Source organism: Ensifer sp. D2-11, assembly GCF_054161295.1.
This window is the reverse complement of sequence record NZ_CP096433.1, coordinates 1,893,545-1,913,376: the sequence shown is the minus strand read 5'-3', so window position 1 is coordinate 1,913,376 and position 19,832 is coordinate 1,893,545. Positions and strand designations below refer to the sequence as shown.

Here is a 19,832-nt window from a genome sequence, read left to right as displayed (position 1 = left end):
ATGAGGGGCGACGAAACCAGCCCTATCCGTTGCCTCCCGGCAGGTCACCGCTCGCCCATCGCCTGCGAGTTTTTCAGCCCAAGGACTTGGGCTGGCTGGATTCCTGTGACAAGCACAGGAATGAGGGAGTGGGGGTTGCGGGGCTACATCAACGTTCGCCTGGGGATACGCGCGCAGTCTCCTGACCTTCCGTACGGCCTACGGGAGGTGCTCTGAGGGACGGCACTCTCTCCTCCTCATCCCTGTGCTCGTCACAGGGATCCAGCAGCGCCGCGTCTGCGGCGCGGAAAAGCCTGTTCGCCCAAGGAATTGGCCTTGCTGGCTTCCTGTGGCAGGCACAGGAATGACGGTCGGAGGGCGTGCGCTACGCAGACAGCGCGGCGTCCGGCATCGCTGCGGCTTCAAAAAGAGACGACTCGCGGGAGCCGTCTGCGCAAACATTGCCTGTCATATGGAAAAATGGTGGGCGATGAGAGACTCGAACTCCCGACATCCTCGGTGTAAACGAGGCGCTCTACCAACTGAGCTAATCGCCCTCTCGCGTTGCCGGACAAGTGTCCGCCGCGTCGGTGGGCGTGATCTATGCGTAACCGGCGAAAACCGCAAGAGCGTTCGAGCGATTTTTTCGAATTTTTTATCGCGGGCCGGGGCGCCCGTTATGAAGCCTGTGGACAAATAGGGCGGCGACGAGAGGCAGTTATCGAGGCAGGCGGCGCATTGTTGGTCGCTCCGCTGGGCCCGCATATATATAAGGAGGGCGAGCCCCCGAGGGGGTGAACGGGTGCTCACCTTTGGAGTGTGCTTCCACAGGCGGCCAAATCCTTCCGAAAAGACATGCTGTGGACCAAAAAACGTTCCGTCACGGATTTGTTTTCAATCGCGCTTGACACCCCAAAGCGAACCGCTTAGTTAGCCGCTCATCGAACGGCAAGGCCGCTTCGGGCAGGGGCGCGCGAGCGCGTCTGGAACGTCAAGAGATGCGGGTGTAGCTCAGTCGGTTAGAGTGCCGGCCTGTCACGCCGGAGGTCGCGGGTTCGAGCCCCGTCACTCGCGCCACTCTTGAAAGACTGCGGCATTCTCAAAAAGTGCCGATGATGAGATAATGGCCAGCGATGGCCATAATGCGCGGGTGTAGCTCAGTCGGTTAGAGTGCCGGCCTGTCACGCCGGAGGTCGCGGGTTCGAGCCCCGTCACTCGCGCCATTCTCTTCTCGAGTGGCCGTCTCCCTTTTTCGGTACTTCCTTTTTTTGCATTGCGGCAAAGTGTCTCGCCGCGGAATTCCTGGCGCCGGGAGGCGGTTTCCCGCGATTGCGCGCATTGCCCCGCATCCCGCGGTGGGCGCATGTCCGCTATGCGCCGCGAACCGGTTTAAATGCCCCTTCGAGGCTTGCGCCCGGGCGCCGGCTGCGCTAACCACTCTGGCGTTGCAACATGCTTTTCGGCCTGCGGCATTCTTCGTTGAAGCGCTTTCATGGCGCCCTCCGCAGGCAGGGACGGATAAAATGACAGAACTTCTCGGTTCCTACGTACCGATCGCGATTTTCATTGGGATCGCGCTGGTGATCGGCCTCGCACTTCTGGTCGCTCCTTTCGCCGTCGCCTTCAAGGCGCCTGATTCGGAAAAACTGTCGGCTTACGAGTGCGGCTTCAATGCGTTCGACGACGCCCGCATGAAGTTCGACGTCCGCTTCTATCTCGTGTCGATCCTTTTCATCATCTTCGATCTCGAAGTCGCCTTCCTCTTCCCATGGGCGGTTTCGTTCAAGGAGATGGGCTGGTTCGGCTTCTGGTCGATGATGGTCTTCCTTCTGGTCCTGACGGTCGGCTTTATCTATGAATGGAAGAAGGGAGCGCTGGAATGGAATTAGCATCCGGCACCACGCTCGTTGCGCCGCAGCCCAAGGGGATCCTCGATCCCGCGACCGGCAAGCCGATCGGCAGCAATGACGCTTTCTTCGGCGAGATCAACAACGAGCTCGCCGACAAGGGCTTTCTCGTCACCTCGACCGACGAGCTGATCAACTGGGCCCGAACCGGTTCGCTGATGTGGATGACTTTCGGTCTCGCCTGCTGCGCGGTCGAAATGATGCAGATGTCGATGCCGCGTTACGATGCCGAACGCTTCGGTTTTGCGCCGCGCGCCTCGCCGCGTCAGTCCGACGTCATGATCGTCGCCGGCACGCTCACCAACAAGATGGCGCCCGCGCTGCGCAAGGTCTACGACCAGATGCCCGAGCCGCGTTACGTGATCTCGATGGGCTCCTGCGCCAATGGCGGCGGCTACTACCACTATTCCTATTCGGTTGTGCGCGGCTGCGACCGCGTCGTGCCCGTCGACATCTATGTGCCTGGCTGTCCTCCCACGGCAGAAGCGCTGCTTTACGGCGTGCTTCTGCTGCAGAAGAAGATCCGCCGGACCGGCACGATCGAGCGCTAAGGGCAGGGGAACTTAAGATGAGTGAAGCCCTGAACGAGCTTGCCTCCTATCTCCGCGAGGCGCGTGGCGCGCTGATCGCCGATGCGGAGGTCAAATACGGCGAACTGACGGTGACGGCGAAAGCCGAGAACCTCATCGCGCTCCTGACTTTCCTGCGCGACGACGTCCAGTGTGGTTTCGTCAGCTTCATCGATGTCTGCGGGGTCGATTATCCGCAGCGCCCGGACCGCTTCGATGTCGTCTATCATCTTCTCTCGCCGCGCCAGAACCAGCGCGTCCGCGTGAAGGTTGCGACCGGCGAGAACGAGCCCGTCCCGTCGGCGACGTCAGTTTTCCCCGGCGCCGACTGGTTCGAGCGCGAAGCCTACGACATGTATGGCATCCTCTTCACCGGTCACCCGGATCTGAGGCGCATCCTGACGGACTACGGCTTCGAAGGCTATCCGCTGCGCAAGGACTTCCCGCTGACCGGTTTCGTCGAGGTGCGTTACGACAACGAAGCCAAGCGCGTCGTCTACGAACCCGTCGAGCTGAAGCAGGAATTCCGCAATTTCGACTTTCTTTCGCCCTGGGAAGGCACGGAATACGTGCTGCCCGGCGACGAAAAGGCGAGACCACGCTGAATTAAGTCGGCCCGCGGCAGTCCGCGAAGGACGCCATCCGGCCTGGAGCAATCGGTATGACCGAACATAACGTCCGCAACTTCAACATCAACTTCGGCCCGCAGCATCCGGCGGCGCACGGCGTTCTGCGTCTGGTGCTGGAGCTTGACGGCGAGATCGTCGAGCGCGTCGATCCGCATATCGGCCTCCTGCATCGCGGCACGGAGAAGCTGATCGAGGCCAAGACCTATCTGCAGGCGATACCCTATTTCGACCGGCTCGACTATGTCGCGCCGATGAACCAGGAGCACGCCTTCGCGCTTGCGGTCGAGAGATTGACCGGTACGCAAGTGCCGATCCGCGGTCAGCTGATCCGCGTTCTCTATTCCGAGATCGGCCGTATCCTGTCGCATCTCCTCAACGTGACGACTCAGGCCATGGACGTCGGCGCGCTCACGCCGCCGCTCTGGGGCTTCGAGGAGCGCGAGAAGCTGATGGTCTTTTACGAGCGGGCCTGCGGCGCGCGCATGCACGCGGCCTATTTCCGTCCGGGCGGCGTACATCAGGACCTGCCGCACCAACTGGTCGAAGACATCGGCAACTGGATCGACCCGTTCCTGAAGACCGTCGACGATATCGACGAGCTTCTGACCGGCAACCGCATCTTCAAGCAGCGCAACGTCGATATCGGCGTCGTCAGCCTCGAAGACGCCTGGGCCTGGGGCTTCTCGGGCGTGATGGTGCGCGGCTCGGGTGCGGCCTGGGACCTGCGCCGTTCGCAGCCCTATGAATGCTATTCCGACCTGGAGTTCGACATTCCGATCGGCAAGAACGGCGACTGCTTCGACCGCTATCTCATCCGCATGATCGAAATGCGCCAGTCGGCGCGTATCATGCGCCAGTGCGTCGATCGCCTGCTCGGCGATGCCAAGATCGGGCCGGTCTCCTCGCTCGACGGCAAGATCGTGCCGCCGAAGCGCGGCGAGATGAAGCGGTCGATGGAGGCGCTGATCCATCACTTCAAGCTCTATACCGAGGGCTATCACGTGCCCGCCGGCGAGGTCTACGCCGCGGTCGAGGCGCCCAAGGGCGAGTTCGGCGTCTATCTGGTCTCCGACGGCACCAACAAGCCGTATCGCTGCAAGATCCGCGCTCCGGGTTACGCGCATCTTCAGGCGATGGACTTCCTCTGTCGCGGACACCAGCTTGCCGATGTTTCGGCCGTGCTGGGCTCCCTCGATATCGTTTTCGGCGAGGTGGATCGCTGATGCGTCTGGTGCCGCTCGTCGCTGTCGGACTTCTTGCGCTCGCCTCCGGGGCTTCGGCCCAGGAAGACGTCGGCAGCGAGTCGTCCGCTGCGCTCAGGGGCGGCAGCATGTCGGCGCTCCTGTCGAGGGGCTACGAGATCAAGGCAGCCGTCAACAACGGCGCGCGCTACATCGTGTTTTTGCAGAAAGACCAGTCAGCCTATGCCTGCGAATTTGTCTCGCTGACGAAATCGCGGTGCGGTTCGATTAACTGATAAGGTGTCCACTAGAATGTCCGTTCGTCGACTAGCCGAAGACACAGTCCAGCCAGCGGCCTTCGCGTTCAGCAAGGAAAATGCTGCCTGGGCCGAGGCAACGATCAAGAAATATCCCGAAGGCCGCGAGCAGTCGGCGGTCATTCCCCTGCTGATGCGCGCTCAGGAGCAGGATGGCTGGGTGACGAGGGCGGCGATCGAGTCGGTCGCCGACATGCTCGGCATGGCCTATATCCGCGTCCTCGAAGTCGCTACCTTCTATACGCAATTCCAGCTGCAGCCGGTCGGAACGCGTGCCCATGTCCAGGTCTGCGGCACCACGCCCTGCATGCTGCGCGGCGCCGAAGACCTGATCAAGATCTGCAAGAAGAAGATCGCCAGCGAACCGTTCACCCTCAATGAGGGCGGCACGCTTTCCTGGGAAGAGGTCGAATGTCAGGGCGCCTGCGTCAACGCGCCGATGGTCATGATCTTCAAGGACACGTTCGAGGATCTGACGCCGGAGCGGCTCGAGGAGATCATCGACCGCTTCGAGGCCGGCAAAGGGTCGGAAGTCGTTCCGGGCCCGCAGATCGACCGCGTCTATTCCGCGCCGATCGGCGGCCTGACGACGTTGCAGGCGCCGGAGCCGGTCGAAGAGAAGAAATCGGTCCGCGCGAGCAAGGCGAAGGACGAACAGGCGGTGAGCGTGCCTCCGTCGAATGCGGCAAAGCCGTCGACCGCGACGGACGTCACCAACCCGACCTTGAAGACGCCGGCCACCGCCAGGAAGGCGGCGGCGAAGAACGTCAAGATCGAGGGCGAAACGGTCGATAAGTCGAAGCCCGCGAAGAAGCCGCGGTGAAGAGGTGATACCCCATGCTTAGAGATGAAGATCGCATCTTTACCAACATCTACGGCCTCAAGGACAAGTCGCTGAGGGGCGCGATGGCGCGCGGCCATTGGGACGGCACGAAGCAGTTCCTCGAAAAGGGCCGCGACTGGATCATCAACGAGGTGAAGGCCTCCGGCCTCCGCGGCCGCGGCGGCGCCGGCTTCCCGACCGGTCTCAAATGGTCCTTCATGCCGAAGGAAAGCGATGGGCGCCCGCATTATCTCGTCGTCAATGCCGACGAGTCCGAACCCGGGACCTGCAAGGACCGCGACATCATGCGCCACGATCCGCACACGCTGATCGAAGGCTGCGTGATTGCGAGCTTCGCCATGGGTGCGCATGCCGCCTATATCTACGTCCGCGGCGAGTTCATCCGCGAGCGCGAAGCGCTGCAGGCGGCGATCGACGAATGCTATGAATACGGCCTGCTCGGCAAGAACAACAAGCTCGGCTACGACATCGACATTTACGTGCATCACGGTGCCGGCGCCTATATTTGCGGCGAGGAGACGGCGCTGCTCGAAAGCCTCGAAGGCAAGAAAGGCCAGCCGCGCCTGAAGCCGCCTTTCCCGGCGAATATGGGCCTTTATGGCTGCCCGACGACGGTCAACAATGTCGAGTCGATTGCGGTGACGCCGACCATCCTGCGCCGCGGCGCCGGCTGGTACACGAGCTTCGGCCGCCCCAACAACCACGGCACCAAGCTCTATTCGGTTTCCGGCCACGTCAATCGCCCATGCACGGTCGAGGACGCGATGTCGATCCCGTTCCATGAGCTGATCGAGAAGCACTGCGGCGGCATTCGCGGCGGCTGGGACAATCTGCTGGCGGTCATCCCCGGCGGCTCTTCGGTCCCCTGCGTGCCCGGCGCGCAGATGAAGGACGCGATCATGGATTATGACGGCCTGCGCGAGCTCGGCTCGGGCCTCGGCACGGCTGCCGTCATCGTCATGGACAAGTCGACCGACATCATCAAGGCGATCTGGCGGCTGTCGGCCTTCTACAAGCACGAGAGCTGCGGCCAGTGCACGCCCTGCCGCGAAGGCACCGGCTGGATGATGCGCGTCATGGAGCGCATGGTGCAAGGCCGCGCCCAGAAGCGCGAGATCGACATGCTCTTCGACGTGACGAAGCAGGTCGAGGGCCACACGATCTGCGCGCTCGGCGATGCGGCGGCATGGCCGATCCAGGGCCTTATCAAGCATTTCCGTCCGGAAATGGAGAAGCGGATCGACGAATACACGCGCAATGCGACCTCGCATGGCGCCGTGCTGGAGGCGGCGGAGTAAGAAACCATGGCTGGGGCACGCAAGGACGGACAGGAGAGGACAGCCGCGAGCGCGGCCGGTCCATTCGCATGGCCTCAGGGCGCCGACCCGGCCGATCCGTTCGGCATGGGCGAATGGATGAAGAACCTGTCGAACGCCGGCTTGCCGAGCGTCGGATTGCATCCGTTGATGGCGCATCCGGCGGCGGCCGTTGCAGCGGCGACGGCTCTCGGCTTCGGTCTGTCCAGTCACATCGCCGGCATGATGTTCGGCGCGATGCAGGGGGCGGCCAGCACGCTGCAGAAAAGCGTTGCCGCGCCCGATCAGGCGGAGGTCTCCAAGCCTGCTCCGGTCGCAAGACCGCAAAAGGCGGCGCAGGCGCGGAAAGCTCCGGTCTCCGCGGGCGAGACGCGCAAATCGCGCAGGCCCGTCAAGCAGGCTGCGGCACCGGCGGAAAGCCTCGCAAACGACGACCTGAAGCGTATCTCCGGCATCGGCCCCAAGCTCGAGCAGGTGCTGAACGGCAGAGGCATTTTCCGCTTCGCCGACATCGCCGCCCTGAGCAGGGCCGACGTGGAGCGACTGGATAGCGAACTCGGCCTTGCCGGCCGCGTGGTCCGCGACGATTGGATCGGGCAGGCAAAGGCGCTGACGGGAGCGCGAGAGAAATAACGTGACGACCCGTGCGGTCGTCACGGCAAGCGGCGAGACCGTGAAGGAATTGTCCGTCGCCTACTGCATATTTCCTTTAATCGCAGCCGGTTAAAGGAAACATGCAGCAAACCAAAGTGCCGCAGCGACCCTTGCGCGCCTGACAAGACGCGCGGCGCTGTAGAAGAGCAGACGGACTGAAGACAGGATTGAGTACGAAGATGGCAAAGCTGAAAGTCGACGGAAAAGAGATCGAGGTCCCGGATCATTTCACGCTGCTTCAGGCATGCGAGGAGGCCGGCGCCGAGGTCCCGCGCTTCTGTTTCCATGAGCGGCTTTCGGTTGCCGGCAACTGCCGCATGTGTCTGATAGAGGTCAAGGGCGGACCCCCGAAGCCGGCGGCTTCCTGCGCCATGGGCGTGCGCGACCTTCGTCCCGGTCCGAACGGCGAGGTGCCGGAAGTCTTCACGACCACGCCGATGGTCAAGAAGGCGCGCGAAGGCGTCATGGAGTTCCTGCTCATCAACCACCCGCTCGACTGCCCGATCTGCGACCAGGGCGGCGAGTGCGACCTGCAGGACCAGGCGATGGCCTTCGGCATCGACAGCTCGCGCTATCAGGAAAACAAGCGCGCGGTCGAGGACAAATATATCGGTCCGCTCGTCAAGACGGTGATGAACCGCTGCATTCACTGCACGCGCTGTGTCCGGTTCACGACGGAAGTCGCCGGCATCGCCGAACTCGGCCTGATCGGCCGCGGCGAGGATGCCGAGATCACCACCTATCTCGAACAGGCGATGACCTCAGAACTGCAGGGCAACGTCGTCGACCTGTGCCCGGTCGGCGCGCTGACCTCCAAGCCCTTCTCCTTCACCGCGCGCCCGTGGGAGCTCGGCAAGACCGAATCGATCGATGTCATGGACGCGGTCGGCTCGGCCATCCGCGTCGATACGCGCGGCCGCGAAGTCATGCGGATCATGCCGCGCGTCAACGAGGAGATCAACGAAGAGTGGATCTCCGACAAGACGCGCTTCATATGGGACGGGCTGAAGACGCAGCGCCTGGACCGCCCTTATGTCAAGAAGGATGGACGCCTGCAGCCGGCAAGCTGGGGCGAAGCCTTCCAGGCGATCAAGACCGCCGTTGCCGGCACGTCCGGCGACAGGATCGGCGCGATCGCCGGCGATCTCGCCTCGGTCGAGGAAATGTATGCGCTGAAGGAGCTCGTCTCCTCGCTCGGCTCCGGGAACCTCGACTGCCGGCAGGACGGCGCAGCGCTCGATCCGTCGTTCGGCCGTTCGAGCTACATCTTCAACCCGACGATCCAGGGTATCGAAAGCGCCGATGCGCTGCTTATCATCGGCTCGAATCCGCGCTTCGAAGCGTCGGTCCTCAATGCCCGCATCCGCAAGCGCTACCGCATGGCCAACTTCCCCATCGGTGTGATCGGCGAGGCGGGTGAGCTGCGTTACGAATACGAATATCTGGGTGCGGGTACCGACACGCTCGCCGAACTCGTTTCCGGCAAGGGGACGTTCTTCGCGACGTTGGAAAAGGCCGCGCGTCCGCTGATCATCGTCGGCCAGGGGGCCCTGGCAGGGGAGGGCGGTGCGGCCGTTCTCGCCAATGCGGCGAAGCTCGCCGTTGCCGTTGGCGCGGTGAACGCCGAGTGGAACGGATTTGCCGTGCTTCACAGCGCGGCCGCCCGCGTCGGCGGTCTCGATCTCGGCTTCGTTCCCGGTCAGGGCGGCAAGTCGGCGGGCGAAATGGTCGGCGCCATGGATGTCCTTTTCCTGCTGGGTGCCGACGAAATCGATCTCTCGGCCAGGAAGGCCGGCTTCACCGTTTATATCGGCTCGCACGGCGACAACGGCGCGCATGCGGCGGATGTCATTCTTCCCGCCGCGACCTACACGGAAAAGTCCGGCACCTGGGTCAATACCGAGGGACGCGTCCAGATGGGCAACCGGGCCGCTTTCGCGCCGGGTGAAGCCCGCGAGGACTGGGCGATCATCCGTGCGCTTTCCGACGTGCTCGGCAGGAAGCTGCCTTTCGATTCGCTCGGCGAATTGCGCGCGAAGCTCTATGCGGCCCATCCGCATTTCGCCGCAGTCGACGAGATCGCCGCCGGCAGCAGCGACGAAATTGCCGCACTTGCGCAAAAAGCCGGTGCGATGGCGAAATCCGTGTTTGCGTCTCCGGTCAAAGACTTCTATTTGACGAACCCGATAGCGCGCGCATCCGCCGTCATGGCCGAATGCTCGGCCTTGGCGCGCAACAATTTCAAAGCTGCCGCGGAATGAGCGCGAGGGAATAGAGCATCATGGACGCTTTCTTTTCGACCTATGTCTGGCCCACGGCCATCATGATCGGCCAGTCGCTCCTGCTTCTGGTCGCGCTGCTGCTTTTCATCGCCTATGTCCTGCTCGCCGACCGGAAGATCTGGGCGGCCGTGCAGCTTCGCCGCGGCCCTAACGTCGTCGGCCCCTTTGGGCTGTTCCAGTCCTTCGCCGACCTTTTGAAATTCGTCTTCAAGGAGCCGGTCATCCCGGCCGGCGCCAACAAGACGATCTTTCTGCTCGCGCCGCTCGTTTCCGTGACGCTGGCGCTCGCCGCCTGGGCGGTCATTCCGCTCAATGCGAACTGGGTGATCGCGAACATCAATGTCGGCATCCTCTTCGTCTTCGCCATATCTTCTCTCGAGGTTTATGGCATCATCATGGGCGGCTGGGCGTCCAACTCGAAATATCCTTTCCTCGGCGCATTGCGCTCCGCGGCGCAGATGGTGTCCTACGAGGTCTCGATCGGCTTCGTCATCGTCACTGTGCTGCTCTGCGTCGGCTCGCTCAACCTGACGGACATCGTAAACGCGCAGAACGACGGTCTCGGCACCATGCTCGGCCTGCCTGCCTCGTTCCTCGACTGGCACTGGCTGTCGCTCTTCCCGATGTTCATCATCTTCTTCATCTCGGCGCTCGCCGAGACGAACCGTCCGCCCTTCGATCTTCCGGAAGCCGAATCGGAACTCGTCGCCGGCTTCATGGTCGAATACGGCTCGACCCCGTACATGATGTTCATGCTCGGTGAATACGCGGCGATCTGCCTGATGTGCGCGCTGACGACGATCCTGTTCCTCGGCGGCTGGCTGCCTCCGGTCGATATCTGGCTCCTGAACTGGGTCCCGGGCATCATCTGGTTCGTGCTGAAGGCGTCGCTGGTGTTCTTCATGTTCGCCATGGTGAAAGCCTTCGTCCCGCGCTACCGCTACGACCAGCTGATGCGCCTCGGCTGGAAGGTCTTCCTGCCGCTTTCGCTGGCGATGGTCGTCATCGTCGCATTCGTTCTGAAGCTGACGGGCTGGGCATGATGGCCGCTCAAGCTTCGCTGCATACCGCCGGTTTCTCCCAGACCGGCAAGTTTGGAGGTTAATGATGGCCGGTCTTTCGAACGCCGTCAGCTCGCTGTTCCTCAAGGAATTCGTCGGCGCATTCCTTCTGTCGATGCGCTATTTCTTCCGTCCGAAGGCGACCTTGAACTATCCCTTCGAGAAGGGGCCCGTCAGTCCGCGCTTCCGCGGCGAGCACGCGCTGCGCCGTTATCCCAACGGCGAAGAGCGTTGCATCGCCTGCAAGCTGTGCGAGGCGATCTGTCCTGCGCAGGCCATCACCATCGAGGCCGGGCCGCGCCGCAACGACGGCACGCGCCGCACGGTGCGTTACGACATCGATATGGTGAAGTGCATCTATTGCGGCTTCTGCCAGGAAGCCTGCCCGGTCGATGCGATCGTCGAGGGGCCGAACTTCGAGTTCTCCACCGAGACGCGCGAAGAGCTCTACTACGACAAGGAGAAGCTGCTCGCCAACGGTGACCGGTGGGAGCGGGAAATCGCGCGCAACATTGCGATGGACTCGCCCTACCGCTGAGGCCATTCGCGCAACGCAGCATCGCGCCGCTTGATCGAAGACGGTGCATGCAAAACGGGTTTGGGCATCGGCCGGACATGTGGTCCGGCTTTGCCTCATGGAGTGCGGGCCTGGGGGCCTTCACGCCAGCAAGACGAAAAAGGCACCGATCATGGGTCTGCAGGCTCTTTTTTTCTATCTCTTTGCCTTCATCGCCGTGGCGTCGGCATTCATGGTCATCGCGGCCAGGAATCCGGTCTATTCGGTTCTGTTCCTGATCCTGACCTTCTTCAACGCGGCCGGGCTCTTCCTGCTGACCGGTGCCGAGTTCCTGGCGATGATCCTGCTGGTGGTCTATGTCGGGGCCGTCGCGGTTCTCTTCCTCTTCGTGGTCATGATGCTCGATATCGACTTTACCGAGCTTCGCGCCGGCGTGCTCGAATATGCGCCGATCGGCGCGCTGATCGGGCTGATCCTTGCCGCCGAACTGATCGTCGTTGTCGGCGGCTCGGCCTTCTCACCTGAGATCGCCAAGGGCATCGCAATGCCGATACCGGCACCCAGCGAGCGCACCAACACCGCCGCGCTCGGCGATGTCCTCTATACCCATTACGTCTATTTCTTCCAGATCGCGGGGCTCGTGCTGCTCGTCGCCATGATAGGCGCCATCGTGCTGACCCTGCGTCACCGTCAGAACATCAAGCGTCAGAGCATTCCGCAACAGGTTGCCCGCACCCCCGAAACCGCCGTCGAGGTGGTTACGGTCAAGCCGGGGCAGGGCATCTAATCGGGACGCGAGGTCGAGGGACTACACTTATGGAAATCGGAATTTCCCACTATCTGACCGTCAGCGCCATTCTGTTCACGCTCGGCGTCTTCGGCATCTTCCTCAACCGGAAGAACGTCATCATCATCCTCATGTCGGTGGAGCTCATCCTGCTGGCCGTCAACATCAACATGGTGGCCTTCTCGGCCTTCCTGAACGACATCACCGGCCAGGTGTTCGCGCTGTTCATCCTGACCGTTGCGGCGGCCGAAGCCGCGATCGGACTTGCAATTCTCGTCGTCTTCTACCGCAACCGCGGCTCGATCGCCGTCGAAGACGTCAACATGATGAAGGGCTGACAGGGCTATGGATACCATCGTCAAGGCTATCGTTTTCCTGCCTCTGATCGGCTTCCTGATCGCCGGCCTTCTCGGCACGCAGATCGGCGCCAAGGCATCCGAATATGTGACCAGCGGCCTGATGCTCGTCACCGCCGCGCTCTCCTGGTTCGTCTTCTTCCACGTCGCTCTCGGCGAGGAGGAGATGATCAAGGTTTCGGTGCTGCGCTGGATCCAGTCCGGAAGCTTCGATGTCGAATGGGCTTTCCGCGTCGACACGCTGACGGCCGTCATGTTCGTCGTCGTCAACACGGTTTCCACCCTGGTGCACATCTATTCGATCGGATACATGCACCACGATCCGAACCGGCCGCGCTTCTTCGCCTATCTGTCGCTCTTCACCTTCGCGATGCTGATGCTCATCACGTCGGACAATCTGCTGCAGATGTTCTTCGGCTGGGAAGGCGTGGGTCTCGCGTCATACCTGCTGATCGGCTTCTGGTACAAGAAGCCGTCCGCCAATGCGGCGGCGATGAAGGCCTTCATCGTCAACCGCGTCGGCGACTTCGGCTTCTCGCTCGGCATCTTCTGCGTCTTCGTCCTCTTCGGCTCGATCAATTTCGAGACCATTTTCGCCGCCGCGCAGAACTATCTGCCGGCCGAGGGTGCTGCGGCGGGGGATGCGGTCATCAATCTCTTCGGAATGCAGCTCGACAAGGGGCATGCCCTGACGGCCACCTGCCTGCTGCTCTTCATGGGCGCGATGGGCAAGTCGGCGCAGTTCCTGCTGCACACCTGGCTGCCGGACGCCATGGAAGGCCCGACCCCGGTTTCGGCCCTTATCCATGCCGCAACCATGGTTACCGCGGGCGTCTTCCTCGTCGCCCGCATGTCGCCGCTCTTCGAGCTGTCGCCGGACGCCCTGACGGTCGTCACGCTCATCGGTGCGATCACCGCATTCTTTGCGGCGACGGTCGGTCTCGTCCAGAACGACATCAAGCGCGTCATCGCCTATTCGACCTGCTCGCAGCTCGGCTACATGTTCGTCGCGCTCGGCGTCGGCGCCTATGGCGCGGCGATCTTCCACCTCTTCACGCACGCTTTCTTCAAGGCGCTCCTGTTCCTGGGCGCGGGCTCGGTCATCCACGCCGTCGACGGCGAGCAGGACATGCGTTACATGGGCGGATTGCGCACGCATATTCCGGTCACCTACTGGATGATGTTCATCGGTACGATCGCGCTCACCGGCGTCGGCATTCCCGGTACGGTCATCGGCACGGCGGGCTTCTTCTCGAAGGATGCGATCATCGAATCCGCCTTCGCGTCGCATAGCGTCGTTTCCGGTCTGGCCTTCGTGCTGCTGGTCATCGCAGCGCTCTTCACCAGTTTCTACTCCTGGCGCCTGACCTTCATGACGTTCCACGGCAAGCCGCGCGCTTCCTCCGACGTCATGCATCACGTCCACGAGTCGCCGCAGGTCATGCTGGTGCCCCTCTACATCCTGGCCGCCGGCGCCCTTGTCGCGGGCTTCCTGTTCCACGACTATTTCTTCGGCCACCACTACGCCGAATTCTGGCAGGGCGCTCTGTTCACGTCGGCCGAAAACGAACTTCTCGAGGAGTATCACCACGTTCCGCTGTGGGTGAAATGGAGCCCGTTCGCGGCCATGGCGCTCGGTCTCTTCACGGCCTGGTACATGTACATCCGCTCGCCGGAGACGCCGAAATATCTCGCCGAGCAGCATCGCGGGCTTTACCAGTTCCTGCTCAACAAGTGGTATTTCGACGAACTCTACGATTTCCTGTTCGTCCGCAGCGCCAAGCGCCTCGGTACCTTCCTCTGGAAGGAGGGTGACGGACGGGTGATCGACGGGTACGGCCCGAACGGGATCGCTGCGCGCGTTCTCGACGTGACCGACCGGGTGGTCCGCCTGCAGACCGGATACCTTTACCACTACGCGTTCGCCATGCTGATCGGTATTGCAGCGCTCGTTACCTGGATGATGCTCGGGAGTTCCTTCTGATGACCGATTGGCCCGTACTTTCCGCGGTCACCTTCATGCCGCTCGTCGGCGTTCTGCTTCTCCTGCTCACAAGGGAAGACAGCGCCTACGGCCGCCGCAACATCCTGAACGTCTCGCTGCTGACGACGGTCTTCACGTTCCTCGTGTCGCTCTACATCTGGTACCAGTTCGACCCGTCGAACCCGGGCTTCCAGATGGTAGAGAAGCGGGAGTGGCTCGGCACCGGCATTTCCTACCATCTGGGCGTCGACGGCATTTCCATACTCTTCGTCCCGCTGACGGCATTCCTGATGCCGTTCTGCGTGCTGGCAAGCTGGGTCACGATCGAGAAGCGCCTGAAGGAGTACATGATCGCGTTTCTGATCCTGGAAACGCTGATGCTCGGTGTCTTCGCGTCTCTCGACATCATCCTTTTCTACGTCTTCTTCGAGGCGGGCCTCATCCCGATGTTCATCATCATCGGCGTCTGGGGCGGCAAGGAGCGCGTCTACGCGAGCTACAAGTTCTTCCTCTACACGCTGCTCGGTTCCGTTCTGATGCTGCTCGCCATGATGGCGATGTACTGGCAGGCGGGCACCACCGACATCACGCAATTGCTGGCCTATCAGTTCCCGCGTGAAATGCAGACCTGGCTCTGGCTTGCCTTCTTCGCTTCCTTCGCGGTGAAGATGCCCATGTGGCCGGTGCACACCTGGCTTCCCGATGCGCACGTGCAGGCGCCGACGGCAGGCTCGGTCATCCTGGCCGGCATCCTCCTGAAGCTCGGCGGCTACGGCTTCCTGCGCTTCTCCCTGCCGATGTTCCCGCTGGCGTCCGACTTCTTCGCGCCGTTCGTCTTCACGCTGTCGATCATTGCGATCATCTACACCTCGCTGGTGGCGATGATGCAGACCGACATCAAGAAGCTCATCGCCTATTCCTCGGTTGCGCATATGGGCTATGTGACGATGGGAACCTTCGCGGCGAATGTTCAGGGCGTCCAGGGTGCGATCTTCCAGATGCTGTCGCACGGCATCGTCTCGGGCGCGCTCTTCCTTTGCGTCGGCGTCGTCTATGACCGGCTGCATACGCGCGAGATCGCGGCCTATGGCGGCCTCGTCAACAACATGCCGAAATATGCCGTCGCCTTCATGGTCTTCACCATGGCCAATGTGGGCCTTCCGGGAACGTCGGGTTTCGTCGGCGAAGTGCTGACGCTGGTGGGCGCCTTCCGCGCCAACACCTGGGTCGCTCTGTTCGCGACGACCGGCGTCATTCTGTCGGCCGCCTACGCTCTCTGGCTCTACCGCCGGGTCATTTTCGGTGCGCTGGAAAAGGAAAGCTTGAAGGCGTTGCTCGATCTGTCGGCGCGCGAGAAGCTCATTCTCTATCCGCTGGTGATCCTGACCATCTTCTTCGGTGTCTATCCGGCACCGGTCTTCGACGCGACCGCGGCCTCCGTGGACTTGCTCGTCAACAACTACGCCGCCGCCCTGCAGGCAGCGCAAGACGTTGCGCTTTCGGTGCAATGATCAAGGGACGTGATGTGACATGACTGCTGAAACCCTTATCGCCAGCCTGCAACTTTCGATGCCCGAGCTGATCCTTGCGGTCGGCGCGATGGCACTCCTGATGATCGGCGTCTTCTCGGGCGAACGAGCCACACCGACGGTAACCGGCCTTGCGGTCGCGGTGCTCATCATCGCCGGGCTCTGGCTCGTGCTGAAGACGGGCGAGGGGGAGGCCTATGGCGGCGCCTTCCTGTCGGATCCTTTCGCCAAATTCATGAAGGTGCTGGCCCTGATCGGCTCGATCACCGTGATGGTGATGACCGTCGGCCACGCGCGTTCGGCTCAGATCGACCGGTTCGAGTTCCCCGTGCTTCTGGTTCTGGCCACCCTCGGCATGCTGCTGATGATCTCGGCCAACGATCTCATCTCGCTCTACCTGTCGTTGGAACTGCAGTCGCTCGCCCTTTACGTCGTGGCGGCAATCAACCGCGACAGCGTCCGCTCGACGGAAGCGGGCCTGAAATATTTCGTTCTCGGTGCGTTGTCTTCGGGGATGATGCTTTACGGCATGTCGCTCGTCTACGGCTTCACCGGGCATACCGGCTTCGACGAGATCGCGGCGGCGCTCACGGCCGAGGGCCGGTCGCTGGGCCTCGTCTTCGGTCTGGTGTTCATTCTTGCAGGCCTCGCCTTCAAGATCTCCGCCGTTCCCTTCCATATGTGGACGCCGGACGTCTATGAAGGCGCCCCGACGCCGGTGACGGCATTCTTCGCCGCCGGACCGAAGGTCGCGGCCATTTCGATCCTCGTTCGCATCGTCATCAATGCCTTCGAGCCGGTGGTCGCCGATTGGCAGCAGATCGTCGTCTTCATCTCGATCGCATCGATGCTGCTCGGCTCCTTCGCCGCGATCGGCCAGCGCAACATCAAGCGGCTGATGGCCTATTCCTCGATCGGTCACATGGGCTATGCGCTCGTCGGCCTCGCGGCCGGCTCCATGGCCGGCGTGCGCGGCGTGATCCTCTACATGCTGATCTACATGGTCATGACGCTGGGCACATTCGCCTGCATCCTCGCCATGCGCCGCAGGGAAGGCGAGCATGTCGAAGGCATCGACGATCTTGCCGGTCTTTCGCAGACCAACCCCTTCATGGCGACGGTGCTGACGATCCTCATGTTCTCGCTCGCCGGCATCCCGCCGCTGGCAGGTTTCTTCGCCAAGTACTTCGTCTTCGTCGCGGCAATCGAGGCGCAGCTCTATGGCTTGGCAATCATCGGCGTGCTCGCTTCCGTCGTCGGCGCCTACTACTATCTGCGGGTCATCAAGGTGATGTGGTTCGAGGAGCCGAGAGGCGAGTTTGCCCGGACGGCGGGCGAGCTTAGGCTGGTGTTCGGCCTGTCCGGCCTCTTCGTGCTCGGCTACGTGCTCATCGGCGGTCCGCTCGGAACCGCCGCCGAAGCCGCGGCGCGGACATTCTTTTGACCGGCGGACGAAGCGGCGGCCGGAGTTCGCCTGAAGATTTCCGGCACGTCGCGCTCGCCGAAACGGTCTCGACCAACAGCGAGTGCCTTCTGCGGGCGCGCGAGGGTGATCCGGGCAATCTCTGGATCACCGCGGTGCGCCAGACCGGAGGCAGGGGCAGGCGTGGCCGCGCCTGGTTCTCGGAGCCGGGGAACCTCTACGCATCCCTGCTGCTCATCGATCCGGCGCCGGTGGACAGGCTGCATGCGCTGCCGCTTGCGGCAGCGGTTGCGGTTCATCGGGCCATCCGCCGGGTGATGCCGCCGGGCGGAGCCGAGGCCGCGATCAAGTGGCCGAACGACATTCTTATCGACGGGCGGAAGACCTGCGGCATTCTTCTCGAAGGCGAGGTTCTGGCCGACGGGCGGCGGGCCCTGGTGATCGGCTGCGGCATCAATGTCGCCGTCATGCCTGAAGATGCACTTTACCCCGTCACATCGCTTCGGCGCGAGGGCGCGACAATCTCTCCCGAGGAGCTGTTCGCGCATCTTTTCGTAACCATGGCCGAGACGCTCGCCATTTGGGACCGTGGCGCCGGCGTCGCCGCAATCATCGATCAGTGGCGCGCCGCGGCCAAGGGCATCGGCGAGGCGATCACGGTCAACCTGCCGGACCGCTCGCTTTCCGGCCGCTTTGCAGGTATCGATCGGGACGGCCGGCTTCTACTCGACACGGGTTCCGGCCCGCCGCAAACCATTGCGGCGGGCGACGTATTTTTTGGATGATTAAAAAAAGCAAAGGCGCATCACGACATGGCGCAAGATGAAGAACTGGTGTTCTTGCCGCTCGGCGGCGTCGGCGAAATAGGCATGAATCTCGGCCTTTACGGCTATGGAAGGCCAGGTCACCGCCAATGGATCATGGTCGATTGCGGCGTGACCTTCCCCGGCCCGGAATTGCCCGGCGTAGATCTGGTTCTGCCCGATATCGCCTTTCTGGCCGAACAGCGCCGCAACCTGAAGGCGATCATCATCACGCATGCGCATGAGGACCATTACGGGGCTCTGAACGATCTGTGGCCGGGCCTGAACGTTCCCGTCTACGCCTCGCCCTTTACCGCGGGCATGCTGGAGGCCAAGCGCGCATTCGAAAAGTCCCGCAGTGAGATCCCGATCACGATCTTCAAGCAGGGCGACCGCATCAATGTCGGGCCTTTCAGCGTCGAAGCCGTGGGGGTCAATCATTCGATCCCCGAGCCGATGGCGCTCGTCATCCGCACGCAACTCGGCACCGTCGTGCACACGGGCGACTGGAAGATCGATCTCGAGCCTTCGCTGGGGCCCCTGACCGACGAGTCGCGGTTCCGCCATATCGGGGAGGAAGGCGTCCTCGCGCTCGTCTGCGATTCGACCAATGCCTTGCGCGAAGGCGTGTCGCCGTCCGAACGGCAAGTCTCCGAAAGTCTCGCCAAGATCATTGCCGATGCCGAGGGCCGCGTCGGGATCACCACCTTCTCCTCCAATGTCGGGCGCATCCGCTCTGTTGCGGAAGCGGCAGAGGCTGCGGGGCGGGAGGTGCTTCTACTCGGCAGTTCGATGAAGCGCGTCGTCGACGTTGCGCGCGATGTCGGGCTCATGGAAGGCGTGAAGCCGTTCCTCGCAGAGGACGAGTTCGGTTACATTCCGCGCGACAAGGTCGTCGTCATCCTGACGGGCAGCCAGGGCGAGCCGCGCGCGGCCCTTGCCAAGATCGCTCGCGACGAGATGCGCAACGTGGCGTTTTCGTCCGGCGACACGATCGTATTTTCTTCGCGCACCATCCCCGGCAACGAAAAAGCGATCAACGACATCAAGAACGGGCTTATCGAGCAAGGCATCCACATCATCACGGATAGCGAGGCGCTGGTGCATGTTTCCGGCCATCCGCGGCGCACCGAGCTCCAGCAGATGTACCAATGGGTGAAGCCGCAGATCCTCGTGCCGGTGCATGGCGAGGCGGCGCATCTGACGGCACATGCGGAGCTCGGGCTGCAATCGGGCATCCCGAGCGTGCCGCGGCTGCGCAATGGCGAAATGCTACGGCTTGCGCCGGGCCCCGCGGAAGTCATCGACGAGGCGCCGCACGGCCGCATCTACAAGGACGGCACCCTCATCGGCGATTTCGAAGAGATGGGGATCGGTGAACGCCGCAAGCTGTCCTTTGCCGGCCACGTCTCCGTCAGTGTCGTACTCGACAGCCGCTACGACTTTCTGGGTGACCCGGACGTCGTGCCGATCGGCCTTCCGGAATTCGACGACGAAGGCGAGGCGATGGAGGACACGCTCTATGATGCGGTGCTCGGCGCCGTGGAAAGCATCCCGCGGGCAAAGCGGAAGGACCTCGCGATGCTGCAGGAAGCCGTTCGCCGCGCCGTGCGCAGCACCACGAACCAGGTCTGGGGCAAGAAGCCGGTCGTGACGGTTTTTATCACGAAGGTCTGACTTCCGTGCGCGACGCC

At 62.5% G+C, this 19,832-nt stretch carries 18 protein-coding genes and 3 tRNA genes; 20 read left to right on the top strand and 1 reads right to left on the bottom strand.

From position 1 onward, the window contains the following. Nucleotides 1-460: 460 nt before the first annotated feature. A tRNA-Val gene (locus M1D34_RS09300) sits at nt 461-536 on the bottom strand. A gap of 443 nt (nt 537-979) precedes the next feature. Here M1D34_RS09300 and M1D34_RS09295 point away from each other — a divergent pair. From M1D34_RS09295 to M1D34_RS09200, 20 genes are all read left to right on the top strand, one after another. Beyond that, nucleotides 980-1,056: transfer RNA gene (locus M1D34_RS09295), tRNA-Asp, on the top strand. A 69-nt stretch (nt 1,057-1,125) separates the two neighbouring features. Continuing rightward, a tRNA-Asp gene (locus M1D34_RS09290) sits at nt 1,126-1,202 on the top strand. Between the two features lie 300 nt (nt 1,203-1,502). Continuing rightward, entirely contained in the window at nt 1,503-1,868 is a 366-nt protein-coding gene (locus tag M1D34_RS09285) for an NADH-quinone oxidoreductase subunit A (RefSeq protein ID WP_003531826.1), read from the top strand. Then, a complete protein-coding gene (locus tag M1D34_RS09280) occupies nt 1,859-2,437 on the top strand; it encodes a NuoB/complex I 20 kDa subunit family protein (RefSeq protein WP_003531828.1) in 579 nt (192 codons plus the stop codon). The genes M1D34_RS09285 and M1D34_RS09280 overlap by 10 nt, the downstream gene beginning before the upstream one ends. Before the next feature lie 17 nt (nt 2,438-2,454). After that, a complete protein-coding gene (locus M1D34_RS09275; protein ID WP_003531830.1) occupies nt 2,455-3,060 on the top strand; it encodes an NADH-quinone oxidoreductase subunit C in 606 nt (201 codons plus the stop codon). 56 nt (nt 3,061-3,116) lie between these two features. Further along, nucleotides 3,117-4,307 carry an NADH-quinone oxidoreductase subunit D gene (locus tag M1D34_RS09270; RefSeq protein WP_003531832.1) on the top strand — a complete coding sequence of 397 codons (1,191 nt, stop codon included), beginning with the start codon at nt 3,117-3,119 and terminating at the stop codon, nt 4,305-4,307. Then, nucleotides 4,307-4,561, top strand: a complete 255-nt coding sequence (locus tag M1D34_RS09265; protein WP_003531834.1) for a hypothetical protein — start codon at nt 4,307-4,309, stop codon at nt 4,559-4,561. The genes M1D34_RS09270 and M1D34_RS09265 overlap by 1 nt, the downstream gene beginning before the upstream one ends. A gap of 16 nt (nt 4,562-4,577) precedes the next feature. Further along, complete coding sequence (gene nuoE / locus M1D34_RS09260) at nt 4,578-5,405, top strand: NADH-quinone oxidoreductase subunit NuoE (protein WP_010969146.1); 828 nt, start codon at nt 4,578-4,580, stop codon at nt 5,403-5,405. A 14-nt stretch (nt 5,406-5,419) separates the two neighbouring features. Further along, entirely contained in the window at nt 5,420-6,724 is a 1,305-nt protein-coding gene (gene nuoF / locus M1D34_RS09255; RefSeq protein ID WP_003531839.1) for an NADH-quinone oxidoreductase subunit NuoF, read from the top strand. Between the two features lie 6 nt (nt 6,725-6,730). Beyond that, complete coding sequence (locus M1D34_RS09250) at nt 6,731-7,375, top strand: helix-hairpin-helix domain-containing protein (protein ID WP_498778784.1); 645 nt, start codon at nt 6,731-6,733, stop codon at nt 7,373-7,375. 200 nt (nt 7,376-7,575) lie between these two features. After that, on the top strand, nt 7,576-9,657 hold the full coding sequence (nuoG, locus tag M1D34_RS09245) for an NADH-quinone oxidoreductase subunit NuoG (RefSeq protein ID WP_498778782.1): 2,082 nt from the start codon (nt 7,576-7,578) through the stop codon (nt 9,655-9,657). 20 nt (nt 9,658-9,677) lie between these two features. Continuing rightward, complete coding sequence (nuoH, locus tag M1D34_RS09240) at nt 9,678-10,721, top strand: NADH-quinone oxidoreductase subunit NuoH (RefSeq protein ID WP_003531848.1); 1,044 nt, start codon at nt 9,678-9,680, stop codon at nt 10,719-10,721. A gap of 64 nt (nt 10,722-10,785) precedes the next feature. Beyond that, complete coding sequence (gene nuoI / locus M1D34_RS09235) at nt 10,786-11,277, top strand: NADH-quinone oxidoreductase subunit NuoI (protein WP_003531850.1); 492 nt, start codon at nt 10,786-10,788, stop codon at nt 11,275-11,277. Between the two features lie 151 nt (nt 11,278-11,428). Further along, complete coding sequence (locus M1D34_RS09230) at nt 11,429-12,043, top strand: NADH-quinone oxidoreductase subunit J (RefSeq protein ID WP_003531851.1); 615 nt, start codon at nt 11,429-11,431, stop codon at nt 12,041-12,043. 29 nt (nt 12,044-12,072) lie between these two features. Continuing rightward, nucleotides 12,073-12,381, top strand: a complete 309-nt coding sequence (gene nuoK, locus M1D34_RS09225; protein ID WP_003531854.1) for an NADH-quinone oxidoreductase subunit NuoK — start codon at nt 12,073-12,075, stop codon at nt 12,379-12,381. A gap of 7 nt (nt 12,382-12,388) precedes the next feature. Then, nucleotides 12,389-14,383, top strand: a complete 1,995-nt coding sequence (gene nuoL, locus M1D34_RS09220; protein ID WP_003531855.1) for an NADH-quinone oxidoreductase subunit L — start codon at nt 12,389-12,391, stop codon at nt 14,381-14,383. Further along, a complete protein-coding gene (locus M1D34_RS09215; RefSeq protein WP_498778778.1) occupies nt 14,383-15,894 on the top strand; it encodes an NADH-quinone oxidoreductase subunit M in 1,512 nt (503 codons plus the stop codon). The genes nuoL and M1D34_RS09215 overlap by 1 nt, the downstream gene beginning before the upstream one ends. Before the next feature lie 19 nt (nt 15,895-15,913). Next, complete coding sequence (gene nuoN, locus M1D34_RS09210) at nt 15,914-17,356, top strand: NADH-quinone oxidoreductase subunit NuoN (RefSeq protein WP_003531859.1); 1,443 nt, start codon at nt 15,914-15,916, stop codon at nt 17,354-17,356. Continuing rightward, the gene (locus M1D34_RS09205) at nt 17,353-18,120 is read left to right on the top strand and encodes a biotin--[acetyl-CoA-carboxylase] ligase (protein WP_498778777.1); all 768 of its coding nucleotides are present in this window, start codon (nt 17,353-17,355) and stop codon (nt 18,118-18,120) included. The genes nuoN and M1D34_RS09205 overlap by 4 nt, the downstream gene beginning before the upstream one ends. 27 nt (nt 18,121-18,147) lie before the next feature. Beyond that, nucleotides 18,148-19,815, top strand: coding sequence for a ribonuclease J (locus M1D34_RS09200; RefSeq protein WP_498778775.1), 1,668 nt, complete (start codon nt 18,148-18,150; stop codon nt 19,813-19,815). The last annotated feature ends 17 nt before the right edge of the window (nt 19,816-19,832 follow it).